The organism is Myxococcus sp. CA051A (assembly GCF_013336705.1).
Classification (GTDB): Bacteria; Myxococcota; Myxococcia; order Myxococcales; family Myxococcaceae; genus Myxococcus; species Myxococcus llanfairpwllgwyngyllgogerychwyrndrobwllllantysiliogogogochensis.
This window is the reverse complement of the sequence record NZ_JABUMS010000004.1, coordinates 226,004-244,215: the sequence shown is the minus strand read 5'-3', so window position 1 is coordinate 244,215 and position 18,212 is coordinate 226,004. Positions and strand designations below refer to the sequence as shown.

The window sequence follows — 18,212 nt, the reverse complement described above, 5'->3', positions numbered from 1 at the left end:
CCCTGCTTTTCATCGTTATCTCAAGGGGTTGCGGCACCGAGCAGGGGGACTTTCCCTTTGACATGGCAAGGCCGGTGTCATTAGGTTCCGCGCGCGATGACTCCCTCTCCCCTCTCGCCCTACCTGCCCCTGGCGGTGGTGCTGCTGCTGGCCGGCATCATGGGCGTCGCGATTCCTTTCATCACGTCGCTGCTGGGCCCCAGTCGCCCGAGCGCCATCAAGTCCACTCCGTTCGAGGCCGGCTCCGAGTCGAGCGGCCCGGCACGCCAGCGCTTCGCCGTGAAGTTCTACGTCGTCGCGTTGTTGTTCATCGTGTTCGACGTGGAAGCCGTGTTCATGTACCCGTGGGCGGTGAACTTCCAGGCGCTCGGTTGGTTCGGGTACGTGGAGATGCTGGTCTTCGCGGTGACCCTGGTGGTGGGCCTCATCTACGTCTGGAAAAAGGGCGCCCTGGATTGGGAGAGCTGAGACATCATGGCTGATTCAGACATCGCTCCAGTGCTGACGACCCGCCGCGACGAAGCCATGGGCTTCTTCCAGCGCATGGTCTCCAAGGGCCTGGGTTGGGCCCGTAAGTACTCGCTGTTCACCTACCCGTACGCCACCGCCTGCTGCGGCATGGAGTACATGTCCGTGGCGGCCAGCCGTCACGACATCGCGCGCTTCGGCGCCGAGTTCCCCCGCTTCTCGCCGCGTCAGGCGGACCTCCTGATGGTGGTGGGCACCATCAACCTGAAGCAGGCCCCCATCCTCAAGCGCGTGTACGAGCAGATGACCGAGCCCAAGTGGGTCGTGTCCTTCGGCGTGTGCGCGTCCTCGGGCGGCTTCTACGACAACTACGCGGTGCTCCAGGGCATCGACCGCATCCTCCCGGTGGACGTCTACATCCCCGGCTGCCCGCCCCGTCCGGAGCAGGTGCTGGACGGTCTCATGCTCCTCCAGGACAAGATCGCCAACCAGGTCCACCGAATCGCTGACCGCGAGCAGCCCAACCAGACGGCCGCCCGGCACGACCTGCTCATCTCCATGGGCAAGTAGTCAAAAAGCCTTCGTCTTGCTCCCGGGGCCCCGCGTGCCTCCCCTCCAGAGGGGTGGCGTCGGGGCCCCTGGTGTTTCCGCCCTCACCAGCGGTGGTACGCGGGGTGGCCTTCCTTCACCGCGACGAAGGTGCCCCGGCACAGCGCCGTCACCTTGCCGCCCGCGGTGAGCGTGCCTTCAATCACCGCGCGGTCGCCCTTGAGCTCCACCGGCTTCGCCTCCAGCCGCACCGGCCCGGACATGGGCGTGGGGCGCTTGAGGGTGATGGAGTAGTCGGCCGTCACGGTACACGGAGGAGAGGACGCGCCCTGCGCCTTCATCAGGTGGTACGCCGCCGTCCAGTTGCAGTGACAGTCCAGCAGCGCGCCGATGATTCCGCCGTTGAGCACGCCCGGAAAGGCCTGGTGGTGCTCGGAGGGCGTCCACTCGGCGACGACGAGGTCACCCTCCACGCGGCTGCGGATGCGCAGGCCCTGGGTGTTGGCCGGGCCGCAGCCGAAGCAGCTGTTGTGGGGGGCGTACTGTTCCTGGAGAGACGGGGCGTCTGGAGTCGTCGACATGGCCGGCCACCTTACGCGAGTCCCCTTCCGGCGTCCGTCCTCGCACCGTGTCCAGCCACGACTCCAGCGCCAGCGCGTCCAGCCCTTCACAGTCCCCTTCACACACGCGCAGCAGGGTGCCATCCGCCTGCGGTCGGTCCACCCACCAACGCTGTCCGTCGAACGCGCCCCGGTCCTTCTCCAACACCACGGCTTCGTGCGCCGCGTCACCCAGCTCCACCACGCCGTCCGGGCGGATGCGGTACGCGTCGAACGCGCGAGGCGCGCCGGGCCAGTGCCCCCTGTCGAACACCTCGGGCGAGACGTGCGTGAAGCCCGTCTCCGCGTACAGGTTCAACGGCGAAAGCGACTCACCGCGCAAGAGCGGCGCCAGGGACACGCCGTCCACGCCGGAGAGCGCGGGCAGGCTCGACAGCTCCAGCAGCGTGGGCCCCACATCCACCAGACGCACCAGCGCCTCCGAGGTGGCGGGCGCACCCGCGCGTCCCTTCGGCGGCTTCACCGCGAGCAGGATGCGGTTCTCCAGCTCGGACAGCCGCGCGCCATGCACGGGCGTCGCGCCCGCCAGGTCCGGCCGGTCCTCGTGGAAGCTCTCGCCGTGGTCCGACATGAGGACGATGAGCGCGTCGTCATACCGCCCCGAGCGGCGCAGCGCGTCCAGCAACATGCCCACCTGCGCATCCGCCTGGGAGATGAGCTCGTCGTAGAGCGCCTCCGCCCCGTCGCGACTCCATCCGCCCTTCGCGCCGGGAGACACGGGGGCGAAGTGCATGCGCAGCCGGCGCTCCAGGGGCTCGGACGACGACACGAAGCGCCGGTAGAAGGGATGGACGGGGTCGCCCGGGAAGTGCGCGGCGGTGGCGTGGAAGGCGAACAGCGTGGGGCCCTGGCTCGCCTCGTCGAGCAGCGTGGACGTCAGCCGCCCGGCGTAGCCCATGGGGTCATGGATGCCAGCCAGCGCGCGGTTGTCGATGAACTCCGGCACCCACGCGGCACCGACGGCATGGTCCGCGAAGACACCCAGCGCGCGGTAGCGCAGCTTCTCCAGGAGGAAGTTCACCGCGCCCCGTGGAGGTTGCAACCGGGTGGCGAAACCCGAAGCGGGCCCCTCCGCGTGGAAGCGCGAGCAATCCGTGGCGAACACCGTGCGCCACCCCGCCCGAGCGAAGGACTCCGCGAAGGTGGGCTGGAGCTTCATCCGCGACTCGGACGTCAGCGCGTAGCGCACGCCCGTCTCGTGAGGCCAGCGCGCGGTGAGCAGCGAGCGCCACGCGGGCTCCGTCTGGGCCACCGGCGTATACGCCCGCGTGAAGAGCGTGGCGTCCTCCACGAACCGGTCCACGTGCGGCGCCACCTCGCCGTTTCCGCCCAGCGTGCGCAGCCGGTCCGGCCGGAAGGCATCGATGCCGATGAGCACCACCAGCGGAGGACTGGCGTCCGTCGTCCCGCCACCGCCCGCGCGCCCCGCGACGAACAGCACCACCACTGTGGCCACCAGTCCCAAGCCCACCTGGAGCCGGCGCTTCCACGTCCCCAGTCGGGCCAGGAGCACCGCGACATGCACCAGCGCGAGCAGCACCGCCGCCGCGCGCGGATGCCACGGTGCGCCATGGTCCACCAGCCAGGCCAGGAGCGGACGCACGGCGGGCAGGTCGTCGAAGAGCGCGGGCCGGGAGATGGCGCGGTCCCACGCCAGCAGCAGGACGAGCACGCACCAGCCTGTCGCCGTCGCCCCCACCCCACCCCGGCCCCAGACGCGAGCGAGCCCCCACGCCACGCCCGCGAGCACCATCCCCGCCACCAGGTAGACGGCCGCCACGCGCAGGAGCAGGCCCGGGAGCACCGGCCTCACCGCCGCCGCCAGCGCCGCGTAGGGCCCGTCCACGGGGATGTCCACGCCGACCAGCCCCGAGCGCAAGAGCAGCCAGGACTCTCCAGCGAACAACACCAACCCCAGGCCCGCGCCCAGCACGAGGCGCCAACCGAGCGAACGGAACGGATGAGGAGGAACGGACTCAGCCATGCATCCGCGTGTATACCGCAACGCGACAGGCTCGCGAGGCAAGGACCCTTTCCGGCCCGGAAGGTGCGAGCGCGGTCCAGACGGTGCAAGATGTGCGTGCTGCGGAAGTCGACCCGTGGAGCCTGGGATGGGGGGTGAGGGCCTGAGGTCCAACGCGCCAGAAGGCATCCAGGACTCGGTGAACCGGGCCCTCGACGACGAGCGGCGACGCAACGCGCGCCAGCTCTCAAGGATTCGCTTCGTCGCCGTCACCGTCATGCTCGTGATGTCGGCCTGTCTGGGCCTGGGCGTGGGCAAGGCGGACTGGGTCGAGTACCTCCGCCCCCTCTCCGTCTACTGGCTCTGCACCGCGGCGGTGTGGGTGGCCGTGGCCCGCTCGCCTCGCGCCGTGCGCTGGGCCGGCCTGTCCGTGGCCTTCATCGACGTGCCGGCGGTGTACTGGCTCCAGAGCCACGCGATTCCGGTGTCTCCCTCCCCCGGGGGCGTCGCCGGCTTCACGCTCGGCATCTTCGCGGTGCTGGTCATCCTCGCGGCGCTGTCGCTGCGCAACACCGTGACGCTCGTCGTCACCGCCTTCGCCGCCGTCGCGGAGATGGCGCTTCAGCACCAGGCCGGCATCGGCATCGGCGCCCAACTGGCCTCGGTGGTCATGCTCTCCGTGGCCGCCGCCGGCGCCCGCCACCTGCTCAACCGCATCCGCGCGCTCTCCGCCGCCGTCTCGGAAGAGGAGCTCAAGCGCGCCCGCCTGGGCCGCTACTTCGCCCCCGCCGTCGCCGAGCGACTCCAGCGCCTCGCCTCCCCGGAGCCGGAGCTGCGCGAGGTGACCGTCCTCTTCGCCGACATCCGCGACTTCACCTCGATGAGCGAGCGGCTCCCCCCGGGCGAGGTCGTCACGCTCCTCAACGCCTACTACGGCCGGATGGTGGAGGTGGTATTCCGCCATGGAGGAACGCTCGACAAGTTCATCGGGGACGCACTCATGGTGTACTTCGGGGCCCCGTTGGCGGACACCGAGCACGCCGAGCGCGCGGTGCGCTGCGCCCTGGCGATGGTGCGGGAGCTGGAGGACTTCAACGCGGACCGGGCGCTCCAGGGGGCTCCGGCCCTGCGGATGGGGGTGGGGGTCCACACCGGCCCCGTCATCCTGGGCAACATCGGCTCCACCGCCCGGCGCCTGGACTACACCGCCATTGGCGACACTGTGAACCTGGCCAGCCGGATTGAGGGGCTGACCAAGCGGGTGGGCGTCCCGGTGCTCGTCTCGGAGGCCACCCGGGACCAGGCGGGCCCCCTCTTCCACTGGGAGGCCATCACCCAGGCGCTCGTGCCCGGCAAGAGTCGGCCGGTGGCCACCTTCGTCCCCCTGGCGACGGCTCCCGCCCTCGTCGGCTCCCCGGGCTCGGCGGCCTGAATTCCTCCCCTTCCACCGATCCACACGCCCGCTCGGACGCCGCGTGCGCAACGCGGGCTTCTGGGCTTCCTAAGTGGCCTACATGGTTGAGGGTTTACGTTGACGCCCCCCTTCTGGGCTCCTTATAAAGCCGCGGATTCTTCTCCCTCAGTCATTGGGTCCCCCTTGAGCACTTTCGCGTTGGACAGGGTCTCCGCCCACTTTCCCGAGGCGGTGGTGGAGCGTTATGTGGACCGGGCCGGTGGCGCCTGGGCCGTGATCCATCCCGACTCGCTCCCGAAGGTCGCCGCGTTCCTCAAGGACGACGCGGAGCTGGAGTTCAAGCTCTTCGGCTCCATCGACGGCGTGGACCGGCTGCACCTGGCGGAGAACGACCCTCGGTTCGAGGTCGTCTACTTCCTCTACTCGTTCAAGCGCCATGAGCACGTGCGGCTCAAGGTGCGCGTGAGCGAGCACCAGCCGGTCATCCCCACGTTGGTGCCGGTGTACCGGGGCGCCAACTGGTGGGAGCGCCTGACCTTCGACTTCTACGGCATCCGCTTCGAGGGCCACCCGGACCTGCGCCGCATCCTCCTGTACGACGAGTTCCAGGGCCACCCGCTGCGCAAGGACTACGCGCTGCGAGACCGGCAGCCGCTCATCCCCGAGCGCCCCATCAAGGACATCTTCCGCGGTCCCGGCACCAGCGGGCACTCCTGAGGACGACAGACACCATGGCCGACAGCCACACGTTTGATGCGAAGGGCCACAATCCGGACACCGACGGCTCGCTGCCGCCGGAGGGCTCGGAGCTGGAGGCCCACCTCCAAAGCAAGCACATGGTCATCAACATGGGCCCGTCCCACCCGGCCACGCACGGCACCGTGCGGCTGAAGGTGGAGCTGGACGGCGAGACCATCGTCAAGATCGACCCCGAGATTGGCTTCCTGCACCGCGGCTTCCAGAAGAGCTGCGAGAACGTCACCTGGACGCAGTGCCTGCCGTACACGGACCGGCTCAACTACCTGTCCGCGATGATGAACAACTTCGGTTTCCTCAACGCCGTGGAGAAGCTCATCGGCCTGGAGATTCCGGAGCGCGCCCAGTACATCCGCGTCATCGGCAGCGAGCTGCACCGGCTGACGGACCACCTGACGTGCGTGGGCGCCACCGGCCTGGAGATGGGCGGCTTCGCGCCGTTCCTCTACGGCATGGAGGCCCGCGAGCTCATCCAGGACCGCGTCACGGAGCTGACCGGCGCGCGCCTCACCACCAGCTTCGGCCGCGTGGGTGGCATCAACCGCGACCTGCCCGAGGGCTGGGCGGACAAGGTCCACAAGACGCTCACCCGCACGGAGGAGCTGCTGGTGGAGATGGACGGGTTGCTCACGCGCAACCGCATCTTCGTGGACCGCACCAAGAACACCGGCGTCATCAGCGCCGAGGACGCCATCGACTACGGCTGGACGGGCCCGGCGCTGCGCGCGTGCGGCATCGACCACGACCTGCGCAAGGCGCACCCGTACTGGGTCTACGAGCGCTTCAACTTCAGCGTCGCGGTGGGCGAGCACGGCGACAACTACGACCGCTACCTCGTCCGCATGGAGGAGATGCGTCAGTCCATCAGCATCATCCGCCAGGCGTTGGAGACCATCCCCGCGGGCCCCATCATCGTGGATGACTGGCGCATCGCGCTGCCGCCCAAGCCGGAGGTCTACGGCACCATCGAAGGCGTGATGGCGCACTTCAAGCTCGTCATGGAGGGCATCCAGGTGCCGCCCGGCGAGTGCTACGACGCGACCGAGGCCTCGAACGGCGAGCTGGGCTGGTACCTGGTGAGCGACGGGCGCGGCCGTCCGTACAAGGTCCATGTGCGCGCCCCGGGCTTCCCGGTGCTCGCGGCGGTGCCCCATATCATCGAGGGGAAGATGCTGGCGGACCTCATCCCCACGTTTGACACCATCAACATGATTGGCGGCGAGGTCGAGCAGTGAGCAACGACGACACGAAGAAGCCGACCGGTGATGCGCAGCCGCCCCCCAAGGGCGCGCCCACGGACACCCCCGCGGCGAAGATCGGTCCCGAGCCCTCCAACCCTCCGGCCGGCGCGAAGCTGGACACGCCCCCCGCGGCGGCCAGCAGCGTCACTGCGCCTCCCAAGGCCGCCGCCCCCCCGGGCCCGCCGCCCAAGCCCGCGCCGAAGAACCCGGGCTTCGTCACCTGCACCATCGACGGCAAGGAAGTCGTCGTGAAGCCGGGGACGAACATGATCGAGGCGGCCAAGTCGGTCGGCTCGGAGATTCCGTACTACTGCTACCACCCGCGCCTCTCCATCGCGGCCAACTGCCGCATCTGCCTCATCGAGGCGTCCAACGCGCCCAAGATGGTGCCCGCGTGCCAGACGCCGCTCGCCGAAGGTGTGGTCGTGAAGACGACGACGCCCAAGGTGAAGGAGCAGCAGCGCTCGGTGATGGAGTTCCTGCTGCTCAACCACCCGGTCGACTGCTCCATCTGCGACCAGGCCGGTGAGTGCAAGCTGCAGGACTACTACATGAAGTACGACTACCGCCCCTCGCGCCTGGAGGGCGGCAAGGCCCTGAAGAACAAGCGCAAGGTGCTGGGGCCGCGCGTCGTGTTGGACCAGGAGCGCTGCATCATGTGCACCCGCTGCGTGCGCGTGATGAACGAAGTCGCCAAGGAGCCGCAGCTGGGCGTGTTCGGCCGCGGCAGCCACGAGCGCATCGACGTGTTCCCGGGCAACGAGCTGGACAGCGACTACTCGCTGAACACCGTGGACGTCTGCCCGGTGGGCGCGCTGCTCAGCCGCGACTTCCGCTTCAAGGCGCGCGCGTGGTTCCTCTCCGCCACCCCGTCCATCTGCACGGGCTGCGCGAAGGGCTGCAACACGTACGCGGACTGGATGTCGCAGGACACCTACCGCATCCGTCCTCGTGAGAACGAGGAGATCAACAAGAGCTGGATGTGTGACCAGGGCCGGCTCATGTACAAGTCCTTCAACCTGGGCCGCGTGCTCCAGGCGAGGATTGGCCGCGCCACGGTCCAGGCCGCTTCCGAGGTCGTTCCGGTGGTGACGCGCAAGGAGGCCGCTCAGGCCGCCGCCAAGGCGCTCAAGCCGCTGGTGGGCAGTGGCAAGCTCGCGGTGCTCGCCTCGCCGGTGTCCTCCAACGAGGAGCTGCTGGCGGGCCTCACCTTCGCGAAGGCCACGCTGGGCATCTCCACCGTCTACGTGGGCGGCCGTCCAGCGGGCAAGGCGGACCACTTCCTGAAGACGGCGGACAAGAACCCCAACCGCAAGGGCCTGGAGTGGATCGCCAAGGGCCTGGGCCTGAAGGTGGAGACCTTCGAGGCGCTCACCACGGCCCTGGACAAGGGTCAAGTCAAGGCGCTCTACGCCATCGGCACCGAGGTGCCGGGCGACGTGGAGGCCTTCGCCAAGGCCGCCTCCAAGCTGGACGTCTTCGTGGTGCAGGAGAAGAACGAGTCGCCGGTGACGGCGCAGGCGACGGTGCTCCTGCCCGCCTCGATTCACGTCGAGGACGAGGGCTCCTTCACGCAGATGGACGGCATCACCCAGCGCTTCCGCAAGGCGTACCCGCCCAAGGGCGACGTGACTCCGGGCTGGAAGTGGGTCGCGGAGCTGACGCGCGAAGTGGGCGGCGAGGCGCCGGCCTGGACCTCCGCGCGCGACGTGTGGCGCGAGCTGTCCGGCAAGGTGGCCGAGTTCGCCGAGTTCAACTGGGACAAGGCCTCTCCGCCGGACCGGGAGAAGCCGGGTATCAATCCGCTGCCCACCGGCGCCGATGGGCGTCCTCCGGGCTACCGTGAGTTCGGTTCTCCCCGGGTGAGGGGTATCTAGCGATGAAGCGCGTACTGACTGTCCTCTTCGCGACGGGCTTCATCGTCGCGACGCTCGCGGGTGTCTCGGCGGCGGCCTATGTGGTGGCCGGCCTGGCCGAGAAGCACCTCTTCCCGGGTGCGAGCCGGCTGTCGAACATCATCTTCCTGATGCTCGTCTTCGTGATGATCATCGCCACGCTCCTCACGCTCGCCGAGCGCAAGTGGAGCGCGCTGATGCAGGACCGCGTGGGCCCCAACCGCGCGCGCATCGACCTGCCCGGCCTGCGCAACCGCTCCCTCGCCGGCATCCCGCACATCCTCACGGACGTGCTGAAGATGCTGACGAAGGAGGACTTCATCCCCGGCACCGCGAACCGGTTCCTGTTCAAGCTGGGCCCCATCCTCGCCTTCGCGCCGGTGTTCGCGCTGTTCGCCGTGGTGCCCGCGGGCCCCTCGGTGACGGTGTTCGGTCACCGCGTGGACATGGTGGTCGCCACGCCGGACTTCGGCGTGCTGTACCTGCTCGCGATTGCGTCCCTGGCCGTCTACGGCACGGCGCTCGCGGGCTGGTCCTCCAACAACAAGTTCGCGCTGCTGGGCGGCGTGCGCGCGTCCTCGCAGATGATTTCGTACGAGGTGGCGCTGGGCCTGTCGCTGATCGGCCTGTTCATGGCGTTCTCCTCGCTGCAGCTGCCCGCGATCGTCGGTGAGCTGGGCCTCGCCGGAGCGCAGGCCACGGGCCAGGCGCAGTACCTGTGGCGCACGGAAGGCGGGTTCGACTTCGGCGTGCCGGCGTGGGGCTTCCTCCTGCAGCCCATCGGCTTCATTGGCTTCTTCGCCGCGTCCTTCGCGGAGACCAAGCGCGCGCCCTTCGACGTGCCGGAAGGCGAGTCGGAGATCATCGGCTACTTCGTGGAGTACTCCGGCATGAAGTTCGGCATGTTCATGATCTCCGAGTTCGTGGAGGTCGTGGTGCTGGCCGGCGTGACGACGGCGCTGTTCTTCGGCGGCCACCACCTGCCCTTCGGCGGCGAGTGGCTGGCGAGCCAGCCGCTGATGCAGGAGCACGGCTGGCTGTACGGCACGCTGCTCGGCACCGTGTTCTGGGTGAAGGTGGTCTTCCTCATCTGGGTGCAGCTGGTGATTCGTTGGACCTTCCCCCGCTTCCGCTACGACCAGATCCAGACGCTGGGCTGGAAGATCCTCCTGCCGCTGGCCCTGGTGAACGTGTTCGTCTCGGGTGCGCTGGTGCTGTGGGATCCGTCGCTGCGGGCGCTGGCGGTGGTGGGCATGCTGGAGATCGGCGTGCTGGTGGTGCTGACGATGACGAAGAAGGCAGAAGCGGCGGAGGGCGGTGCGCACGGCGCGCATGGAGCCCATGGCCATGACCACGGGCACGACGCGCATGGGCTGCCGTCCCACGCGAGCGCGACGTCTTCGCACTAGGCCCTAGGGCACCGGGAATCGAGACACCATCATGGCCATCAAGGTTACCAAGGTCACCCAGGACCCCCGCACGGACATCCGGGAGCGGATGTACATCCCGGGGCTGCTGCACGGTCTGGCCATCACGACCAAGCACTTCTTCCGCAACCTCTTCGGCACGCGTGACACGAACACGCAGGTGCAGGACCGCACGGGCACCAGCCTGATGACGACGGTCGAGTACCCCGAGGAGAAGCCCATCTACCCGGAGGGCTACCGCGGTCTGCACCGGCTGGTTCCGCGCGAGGACGGCAAGCCGCGCTGCGTGGCCTGCTACATGTGCGCGACCATCTGCCCGGCGCAGTGCATCTACATCGAGGCGGGTGAGTACGAGGAGACGGACGCTGACGGCGAGTCGCGCGTCATCGAGAAGTACCCCACCCAGTTCGTCATCGACGAGCTGCGCTGCATCGTGTGTGGCCTGTGCGTGGACGCGTGCCCCAAGGACGCCATCCGCATGGACACGTACATGCACACGCCCTCCGAGTACACGCGGCAGAACTTCGTCTACGACATCCCGAAGCTCTTGAAGGGGCCGGCCGTCTCGCACCCCTCGGATCCGTGGAACAAGCGCGAAGGCTCCGAGGAGCCGCACCACACGCACAAGGAGGCCCACACGCGCATTGGCGAGGGACTGGTGCAGCTCAAGACGCCGCAGCTGGGCGCGGGGCACGACCACCAGGGTGGGCACGGCAAGGCCGTCGTGACGCACGGACAGACCGTCGTCACACAGCAGGGCCCCATCCAGGTGACGAAGTTCCTCAAGTAGATCCATCCGCGCGCTCCGCGCGTACGGATGTGTAGCTGCCCCGGCCCGCCTCCCCGCTCCTCGAGCGGTAGGCGGGCCGGTCTCATTTCGGGGTGCGGGTGATGACGTTGCAGCTCTTCAATGGCCCTGGCGTCTGGCGTCCGGGCTTTCGTCCCCGGGACGGTGTGGAGTGCGGCCTGGCACACGAAGGTGGGGGCTGGCTGCTTTCGCTCGGGGCGTGGACTCCGTAGGGTGGGTGGTGTCTTGGCGATGAAGCGCTACCGCTTGTCCGTGTGCAAAGGGTCGACCTGCAAGGCCGGCGGCGCGGATGGTGTGTATGCCGCCGCCCGGGACTCGCTGTCCGAGCAGGGCCTGGTGCCGCGCTGCGAGCTGTACCGGGGCGGCTGCTACGGCTTCTGCCACATGGGGCCCAACGTCGTGGTCCGCGAGGACACGGGCCGCAAGAGGGACCCGCTGTCGCCCGAGGACTACCAGCTCATGGGTTGGGACGGCGAGGTGTACTACTCGGAGATGACGCCGGAGAAGATGCGCCGCGTGGTCAACGAGCACATCGCGAAGGACGCTCCCGTGAGCGAGCTGTTCGGCCAGCCGGACACGCCGGACCCCGACGACGGCTGACGCGGAACACCTCGCGATCCAGCGCGGAACGCGAGCACCGTCCGGCGGCGAAGCCCCTCACGCCACGACAGCGAACGCTCGCCGTTCGCTGGAGCGCCTCACGCCCCATGCATGGTGGCGAGCGCGCGCCGTCCGCTGGAGCGCCTCGCGCACAATCGCGACACGCGCGCGCCGTCCGCTGAAGCGTCTCGCGCACAATCGCGACACGCGCGCACCGTCCGCTGGAGCACCTCGCGCTCCATCGCGGCACGCGAGCGCCGTCCGCTGGCGAAGCCCCTCACGCCGCGACAGCGAGGTGCTCACCCTCTTCCACGCCGTGCACCCCGTCCCACTCCGCGGGCGGCGGCGTGACGATGAAACGGGCGCAGCGGGCGGCATACACGGAGGAGACGGTGTCCTTGAACTCGGTGGCGGAGCGCTCGAAGAGGGCGTGTGCCTCCGCGAAGCGTCGCTGGTGGTACGCGGTGAGCGCCTTCTCGTGCAGGGCGAGCTGCTCCTGCTGCGGGCTGGTGATTTCACCCTTCCGCCCCACCAGCTCGTGCACGCGCAGCGGCTCCGCGCGCCCCTTGAGTCGCACCCGGTCCACCACGCGGAAGACGTAGTTGTCGCCCGCGAGCGACACGGTGCCGTCCCCCACCAGCACGTAGGTGCCGTACACCTTGTTCAGCGACTCCAACCGGGCGGCCATGCCCACGGCGTCGCCGAGCACGGTGTAGTTCGACTTCAACTCGCTGCCCATGTCGCCGACGACGACTTCGCCCGTATCCACTCCGGCGCGGAAGCTCAGACGGCGGCCGTACTTCTTCTCCCAGGCGTCCTGCTTCTCCGCCAGCACCGCGCGCATCTTCAGCGCGGCCTCACAGGCCAGATGCGCGTGGCGCTCGGTGCGCACCGGCGCGCCCCAGAAGGCCATCACCGAGTCGCCGATGTACTTGTCCACCTGCCCCGCGGTGGAACGCACCACCGCCGCCATCTCCAGGAGGTACTCGTTGAAGAGGCCCACGAGCTGCTCGGGCGTCATGCCCTCCGACAAGCGGGTGAAGCCCTCGATGTCGCAGATGTACACCGACATCCGTCGGCGCTCGGGGCGCATCAGGCTCAAGTCCCGAGTCACCAGCCGGGCGACCTCCGGGCTGACGTAGCGGCCCAGCGCCGTCTGCACGAAGTCGCGAATCTGCTGCTCGTTGCGGAAGGCGTAGACGGTCGTGACGGCGAAGGCCCCCACCATGGCCAGCAGCGGGCCCGCCATCGCCACCCAGAGCCGCTGCTCGATGAACACGTAGAAGGCAGCCGCCGTGTAGCCCGCACCCGCGAGGGCCAGGCCACTCAGGTACAGCATCGCGCCCCGCAGCGAACGCAGGAGGAAGCTGAGCGACAGCGCGAGGAAGGCCCCCAGGAAGGCGAGGCCCACCGTCAGCCCCAGGTCGTAATCCGCTGGTGCGCGCGAGATGCCCTCGGAGCGCAGGATGTTGGCCAGCGCCTGCCCCAGAATCGCGCCCCCCGGCGTCTCCAGACCAATGGGCGTGGGCCGCAAGTGGCCTGACTCGCCCGCGGTGCGCGTGAGGACGACGGTGCGGCCCTCCAAATCGTTGTCGAAGCGCGCCGGGCGCTCGTCCGCCACGTCGAAGACATTGAGCAGCACGTTCCACGCACGGATGGAGCGCGCCAGGGAGCCGCGAGAGCCCCGCCCCGCCGTCGGTGCGTCCCAACGCATCAGGCTGAAGCCCGACGTGTCCATCGGCACCGAGTAAGCGTCTCCCACGTGCAGACGCCCGTCCGCGTAGCGAAGCGAGCGCGTATTGGCCAGCCGCATCGCCGCCGCGAGCGGCAACGAGGGCAGCACATGACGCCCATCCCTCGCCGTGTACGCCACCAGATGAGGGATTCCTCGCACCACACCGTCGGGGTCCGTCGTCAGGGTGGCGGCCCCATAGCCCGCGCCACCGCCCATGAGCGGCGCCACCGGGTGCTGGAGCTGACGGACCTCCACCAGCTTCGCGGGGTCCAACCCCACCACCTGCACCTCCGCCAGCGAGACGAAGAGCTCCGTCGGGCCGATGCGGAACGTGTCGTCCGCCGCACGGCGCTCCGCGACAGCGGCCCCCGGCGAGCCCAGCCGAGTCCCGAGTTCGCGCGCATCCGCCTCGTCCGAGGCACCACCCCAGACCTCCACCTGACTTCCAGCGGGGATGACGAACGCGGGCCGCTGCACGGCGAGGACCGCCTGCGCCTTCGCGCGCGCCTCGGAGGTGCCGGGGAACGTCCCCACCTTCACCCGGTAGGGCCAGAGGCGGCTGGCGGGAGGCAGCACCCGCGAGCCCTGCGACTCCCACGAGAAGGACAGCAGCGCCTTGCCCGAGTCTCGCTCCAGGAACTCTCGGAACGAGGCGTCGTCGCTGGAGATGGCGCCGGGTGACAGCTTCGGATTGACGCAGGCATTCGGGCTCAGCTCGGGGAACGGCAGGTCCAGCAGCACCAGCAGCGCCCCCTCCTCCACCAGTCGGTGCGCCATGGCGCCCACGAGCTGCCGGGGCCAGGGCTGGGTGGCGACGCCGGGCCTGTCGTCCTGCCGGGCCTCGGCGAGCGTCTCATCGTCGATGGCGACGACCACGGCCTCGTCCGGCCGCTCCGAGCGCGCGCCCAGCTCCAGCACGCGCCAGTCGTAGGTGCGCCGCTCCAGGCCTTCCAGCCAGCCCTGCGCCATCTCCACGACGCCCGAGGGCATCCACGAGGGCGAGTCTCCTCGCGGCGCCGCCGGCTGGGGTGCCCGCAGATAGACGAGGATCCCCAGCACACAGCCGAAGAAGGCGGCCATGGACAGGGAGAAGCCGAGCCGCTTGAAGAAGCGCCGGCTCGCGGAGTGAACGCGGTGTCCTTGCACGAGTGCCCGGAGGATACCCCGAGATGCCGAGTGCGCGGGGCTTGTCGCACGTGCCTGCTATGCTCGGCCGACTCGTCGCAACCCGGGAACTCCGATGAAACGCTTCCTCTTGTCCGCCGCCGTCGCTGCCCTCTCCCTTGCTCCCCTGGCGTGCGACCTGGAGAAGACGGGGGCCCAGCTCACCGCCGACCACGTCATGGTGGGCACCCTCCTGGCCACGCCCGAGGTGGAAATCAGCGCCCTGGCGCTCGCGGGCTTCGACGCCGGGACGGTCATCCCGGATGGGGGCGACGTCATCTCGCTGCCCGCTCAGACGGCGGCGGTCGTCTTCTTCGGCACCAAGTCCGGGGAGAACTCGCAGCCCTCGGGCGTGTCCGGCGCCACTGCCACGCTGCAGCCGGTGGGCGGCCAGGCCACGGCTCTGACGGAGGATGGCTCGGGCAGCTACAGCCGCACCAACGTGGCCGGGAGCGACCCGGAGCTGGCCTACCAGTCCGGCGCCACGTACCAGTTCATCGCCTCGCGCAACGGCACGCGCTACGTGGGTCAGGTCGACGACGCGCCGATTCAGGAGGCCATCACCCGGTTCCACCCCCCCGAGGGCTTCCTGCGGCACGCCTCGGGCACCGCGCTGACGTTCGACCGCGCGGCGGCGGCGGGGAACAAGGAGCGCACGCTGGGCTTCGTCACCGTGGTGCCCGTGAGCTCGGACGGAGAGAAGGGCCAGCCCACCTACTCCAACGTGCCCACCACGCCCGTGGAGTTCCTCCAGCTCGTCGCCGTCCCGGGCACGTACCGTGAGGCGCAGGTGACGATTCCGGGTACGGCCTTCCCGAAGGCCAATCAGACGTACCTGGTCATCTTCCAGGCCGTGCGCCTGGGCGGCGCGGAGTCCAACAACCTGTTCATCGGCAGCGCGCTGCTCGCGGGCACCGCCGACGTGGGCATCATCCGGACGAACTGAGTACCAGGTACGAGTGCCACGGCCTCCTCAATCCGAGGAGGTCGACCTCCACAGGGGCCCATCCTGTGAGAAGTGCTCGTGAATCCAGCGCTCGCTGGCCGTGGACAGTTGCCACTCGCCGCGGCCATTGAGGACCAGGACGTCACAGCGCGCGAGAAGCGGGAGCATCGTTCTCTGCGAGCGCTCATCCTCGAAGGCCGCCGCCGCTGAGGCGAAGCGCTCGGTGCCGCCCAGCGCGTCGTGCAACATGAGGCCGTAGGGGTCGACGAGCACGGGGGCGCCCTTGGGGATCCCTGGCAGTCGCCCCGCGACGATGCCCCACGAGGGCTCGAACACGCAGAGCGCCGAGTCAGCAGGCACACCGGCGCGGATGCTGCTCCCCAGCGCGAGAAGTCCACGGTCTTTCTGGTTCGCGCCTCGGAGGGAGGCCGGCAGTGGCGAGAGCGCGGCAATCCCCACCACTCCCGTCACGAGGGCGGCGACGGCGCGAGAGCGCGTATTCGCCCACCCGAGCAGCAACGAAGCGCCGAGCCCCGCGAGCACCGCCGTGGCCGGGGCCAGGCTCGCGTTGTACTGGCCCCAATAGCTCTTGGATGCGAGGAACGTCACACACGTGAGGACCCAGGCCCCCGCGAAGAGCCTCTCGGCGACGGCCTCCTTCCGCCGAGCGCGCATCAGCACGACGAGCAGCCCCAGCACGCTCAGCACGGAGACACCGACGTGGCCCTCGCCCAGCATCGAGAGGAGCCGACGCCAGCGCTCCAGCTCTCCATCGGGTGGCCTCATCAACTGGAAGCGCAGGAGTCCGTCAAACATCGGACCGGGCGCCAGCGCGAAGAAGGGCACGACCCAGAGCAGGCCCATTCCCACCGCGGCGCCCACGACTCTCACGACGCGCCTCCACTCCCCCGCCGCTCCGCGAGCCCACACCGCCGCGAGCACCCAGACGCCCGCCGTCAGCTTGATGGCGCAGGCCGTGGCCAGCAGCACCCCCGCCCACCCATCCTGTCGCCGAGCCACACCTTCCCCACCCGGGCGAAGCCACACCCATGCCATCCCGAGACAGGTGAGGTTGAGGAGTGGTTCGAGGAACGGGCCTCGCTCTGTCGCCGCGGCCTCAGGGTAGACCGCATACACGAGCGCCGCGACGAGCCCCGCCCGCATCCCCCACCGCTCCTGGGCGATGCGTCCGCTCAGCACCGTGCTCAGGGCGCCGAGGACAGGGATGAACCAGCGAACCACGGTGAAGGCCGTGGCTGAATCAAAGACACGGGTGAGCGCGGCCAGGGGCGACAGCAGCACCGCCAGGCCTGGAGGATGAACAAAGAAGTAGTCGCGATAGGGCAACACGCCCTGCGACAGGAGCGCGGCGGCGCTGAAATAGACGCCCTCGTCGTAGTCCACCGGGTAGCCCAACGCGCCGCCCCGGTGGAAGAAGCCCGCGACTCGAAGCAGCCAGGCACCAGCCCCCACCAGCAGCAGGGGCCACCACGGATGGCGCGAGGGACTGGGGCTCGAGGGGCTGGCGTCGGACACGGAGCGTCGCGTCTACCAGAGGTCGCCGCCATTTTCGAAGGCTGGGAGCCCAGTCCCTTCCATCGACTTCAGCCCGCTTCAATGTCCAGGTCGATGCGCCCCGCCAGCTTGAGGCGCAAGAGGTGCCCCGCGAAGCGCTCGGACTCCTCGCGGCCAAGGACGTTGCGAAACGTCGAGCCCTCCACCACCTCCACCTCGAGCACGGCCCCCCGCTGCAGGAGTCGGAAGAAGTCCTCTCCTCCTCCCGGACGCGGAACGGCCAGCGGCAACATGCCCTTCACCGGAAGCACCTCGCCCGCCGCGCGCACGCGCTCCACCAACGCGGAGGCATCCGGTCTCACGTCCGCGGACGCCACGCCCTCGTCCGGATAGAGCGGCGCGGGAGGCAGGGCCACATCCTCCGTCGAATCATCCAGGAGGAAGCCATACCGCGACGGAATCCTCCCCGTGAAGAGCATGCACAGCAGCACGGGCGTGTCGCCGGACACACGCCCGACATGGAGGATGGAGCGCTCCGTTCCCACGCGGCGCAGCAGCAACGTCAGGCGCGGACGATGCACCGCCAGGTGCCGCTGCACACGGTCCTTCAGGGTGGCGCGAATCTCCGCGAAGGCCGCCGAGTAGCCCGCCTCGGACTCGGCCTCGCGCGCCGCGAGCGCCTCGCGCGTCTTCGAAAGCTTCTCCTCGGCGTCGCGCAGGAAGTCACCCGCCGACGCCGACGTGGGCACCAGCCCCGGCTCCGGCGATGACGTCGACTCCAGGCCCGCCGCGCGCACGGCGCCCAGCAGGAAGGAGCCTTGCTGATCCAACCGCTCCCGCTCCTCTCGGAACCGCGCCGAGGAGGCCGCATGCTCCCCCTTCAACTCCAGCCACGCCTCGTAGCCCGACTCGAGCGTCTCCAGCGCGCGCAGCCGCGACAGCGCCGCCTCCGGCTCCGCCGCCGCGCTCACGGGCCCCAACGCCCCACCCTTCGTCGTCTCACTCACGGCAACGGAGTCTACACCCTGCCTCGAACAGAGCCGTTCTCATCCGGGCCTGGCGCCGCCCCTGCTCGCGAAAACACGAAGGCCCCCACCCGACGCCGACTCGC

At 69.4% G+C, this 18,212-nt stretch carries 15 protein-coding genes; 10 read left to right on the top strand and 5 right to left on the bottom strand.

Features of this window, described 5'->3' with window-relative positions; translation table 11 throughout:
• Window positions 1-96: 96 nt before the first annotated feature.
• Window positions 97-468, top strand: coding sequence for an NADH-quinone oxidoreductase subunit A (locus HUA74_RS14565; protein WP_141642904.1), 372 nt, complete (start codon window positions 97-99; stop codon window positions 466-468).
• A 6-nt stretch (window positions 469-474) separates the two neighbouring features.
• Window positions 475-1,038, top strand: coding sequence for an NADH-quinone oxidoreductase subunit B (locus HUA74_RS14560; protein WP_141642903.1), 564 nt, complete (start codon window positions 475-477; stop codon window positions 1,036-1,038).
• 83 nt (window positions 1,039-1,121) lie between these two features.
• On the opposite strand, the gene HUA74_RS14555 is transcribed toward HUA74_RS14560, so the two are convergent.
• Together HUA74_RS14555 and HUA74_RS14550 are read right to left on the bottom strand one after the other, a co-directional pair.
• Window positions 1,122-1,490: a PaaI family thioesterase gene (locus HUA74_RS14555; protein WP_371745577.1), complete on the bottom strand. Its 369-nt coding sequence runs from the start codon at window positions 1,488-1,490 to the stop codon at window positions 1,122-1,124.
• Window positions 1,480-3,621 (bottom strand): sulfatase-like hydrolase/transferase, encoded by a 2,142-nt coding sequence (locus HUA74_RS14550; RefSeq protein ID WP_174455012.1) that lies wholly within the window; start codon window positions 3,619-3,621, stop codon window positions 1,480-1,482. The genes HUA74_RS14555 and HUA74_RS14550 overlap by 11 nt, the downstream gene beginning before the upstream one ends.
• A 127-nt stretch (window positions 3,622-3,748) precedes the next feature.
• Here HUA74_RS14550 and HUA74_RS14545 point away from each other — a divergent pair, with 127 nt between their 5' ends.
• The 7 genes from HUA74_RS14545 to HUA74_RS14515 all read left to right on the top strand — a co-directional run bounded on the left by HUA74_RS14545 (window position 3,749) and on the right by HUA74_RS14515 (window position 11,741).
• Window positions 3,749-5,032, top strand: coding sequence for an adenylate/guanylate cyclase domain-containing protein (locus HUA74_RS14545; RefSeq protein ID WP_174455011.1), 1,284 nt, complete (start codon window positions 3,749-3,751; stop codon window positions 5,030-5,032).
• Between the two features lie 180 nt (window positions 5,033-5,212).
• Window positions 5,213-5,731: an NADH-quinone oxidoreductase subunit C gene (locus HUA74_RS14540; protein WP_174455260.1), complete on the top strand. Its 519-nt coding sequence runs from the start codon at window positions 5,213-5,215 to the stop codon at window positions 5,729-5,731.
• A gap of 14 nt (window positions 5,732-5,745) precedes the next feature.
• Window positions 5,746-7,005 carry an NADH dehydrogenase (quinone) subunit D gene (nuoD, locus tag HUA74_RS14535; protein WP_141648282.1) on the top strand — a complete coding sequence of 420 codons (1,260 nt, stop codon included), beginning with the start codon at window positions 5,746-5,748 and terminating at the stop codon, window positions 7,003-7,005.
• Window positions 7,002-8,888, top strand: coding sequence for a 2Fe-2S iron-sulfur cluster-binding protein (locus HUA74_RS14530; RefSeq protein ID WP_174455010.1), 1,887 nt, complete (start codon window positions 7,002-7,004; stop codon window positions 8,886-8,888). The genes nuoD and HUA74_RS14530 overlap by 4 nt, the downstream gene beginning before the upstream one ends.
• 2 nt (window positions 8,889-8,890) lie before the next feature.
• The gene (locus HUA74_RS14525) at window positions 8,891-10,315 is read left to right on the top strand and encodes a complex I subunit 1 family protein (RefSeq protein ID WP_174455009.1); all 1,425 of its coding nucleotides are present in this window, start codon (window positions 8,891-8,893) and stop codon (window positions 10,313-10,315) included.
• A gap of 31 nt (window positions 10,316-10,346) precedes the next feature.
• Window positions 10,347-11,123, top strand: a complete 777-nt coding sequence (locus HUA74_RS14520) for an NADH-quinone oxidoreductase subunit I (protein ID WP_141648285.1) — start codon at window positions 10,347-10,349, stop codon at window positions 11,121-11,123.
• 249 nt (window positions 11,124-11,372) lie between these two features.
• A complete protein-coding gene (locus HUA74_RS14515) occupies window positions 11,373-11,741 on the top strand; it encodes a ferredoxin (protein WP_141648286.1) in 369 nt (122 codons plus the stop codon).
• Between the two features lie 277 nt (window positions 11,742-12,018).
• On the opposite strand, the gene HUA74_RS14510 is transcribed toward HUA74_RS14515, so the two are convergent.
• A complete protein-coding gene (locus HUA74_RS14510) occupies window positions 12,019-14,556 on the bottom strand; it encodes an adenylate/guanylate cyclase domain-containing protein (RefSeq protein WP_174455259.1) in 2,538 nt (845 codons plus the stop codon).
• A gap of 160 nt (window positions 14,557-14,716) precedes the next feature.
• On the opposite strand from HUA74_RS14510, the gene HUA74_RS14505 reads away from it, so the two are divergent.
• Window positions 14,717-15,586, top strand: coding sequence for a hypothetical protein (locus tag HUA74_RS14505; RefSeq protein WP_174455008.1), 870 nt, complete (start codon window positions 14,717-14,719; stop codon window positions 15,584-15,586).
• Window positions 15,587-15,613: 27 nt separating this feature from the next.
• Here the strand turns inward: HUA74_RS14505 and HUA74_RS14500 are convergent, their stop codons facing one another.
• Entirely contained in the window at window positions 15,614-17,122 is a 1,509-nt protein-coding gene (locus HUA74_RS14500) for a glycosyltransferase family 39 protein (RefSeq protein ID WP_174455007.1), read from the bottom strand.
• 68 nt (window positions 17,123-17,190) lie between these two features.
• A complete protein-coding gene (locus tag HUA74_RS14495) occupies window positions 17,191-18,108 on the bottom strand; it encodes a hypothetical protein (RefSeq protein WP_174455006.1) in 918 nt (305 codons plus the stop codon).
• Window positions 18,109-18,212: the final 104 nt, after the last annotated feature.

Coding starts and splice junctions, on each gene's coding strand:
- HUA74_RS14510 (WP_174455259.1), bottom strand. CDS start 14,556: ATGGCCGCCTTCTTCGGCTGTGTGCTGGGGATCCTCGTCTATCTGCGG.
- HUA74_RS14565 (WP_141642904.1), top strand. CDS start 97: ATGACTCCCTCTCCCCTCTCGCCCTACCTGCCCCTGGCGGTGGTGCTG.
- HUA74_RS14550 (WP_174455012.1), bottom strand. CDS start 3,621: ATGGCTGAGTCCGTTCCTCCTCATCCGTTCCGTTCGCTCGGTTGGCGC.
- HUA74_RS14505 (WP_174455008.1), top strand. CDS start 14,717: ATGAAACGCTTCCTCTTGTCCGCCGCCGTCGCTGCCCTCTCCCTTGCT.
- nuoD (WP_141648282.1), top strand. CDS start 5,746: ATGGCCGACAGCCACACGTTTGATGCGAAGGGCCACAATCCGGACACC.
- HUA74_RS14515 (WP_141648286.1), top strand. CDS start 11,373: ATGAAGCGCTACCGCTTGTCCGTGTGCAAAGGGTCGACCTGCAAGGCC.
- HUA74_RS14545 (WP_174455011.1), top strand. CDS start 3,749: ATGGGGGGTGAGGGCCTGAGGTCCAACGCGCCAGAAGGCATCCAGGAC.
- HUA74_RS14525 (WP_174455009.1), top strand. CDS start 8,891: ATGAAGCGCGTACTGACTGTCCTCTTCGCGACGGGCTTCATCGTCGCG.
- HUA74_RS14560 (WP_141642903.1), top strand. CDS start 475: ATGGCTGATTCAGACATCGCTCCAGTGCTGACGACCCGCCGCGACGAA.
- HUA74_RS14520 (WP_141648285.1), top strand. CDS start 10,347: ATGGCCATCAAGGTTACCAAGGTCACCCAGGACCCCCGCACGGACATC.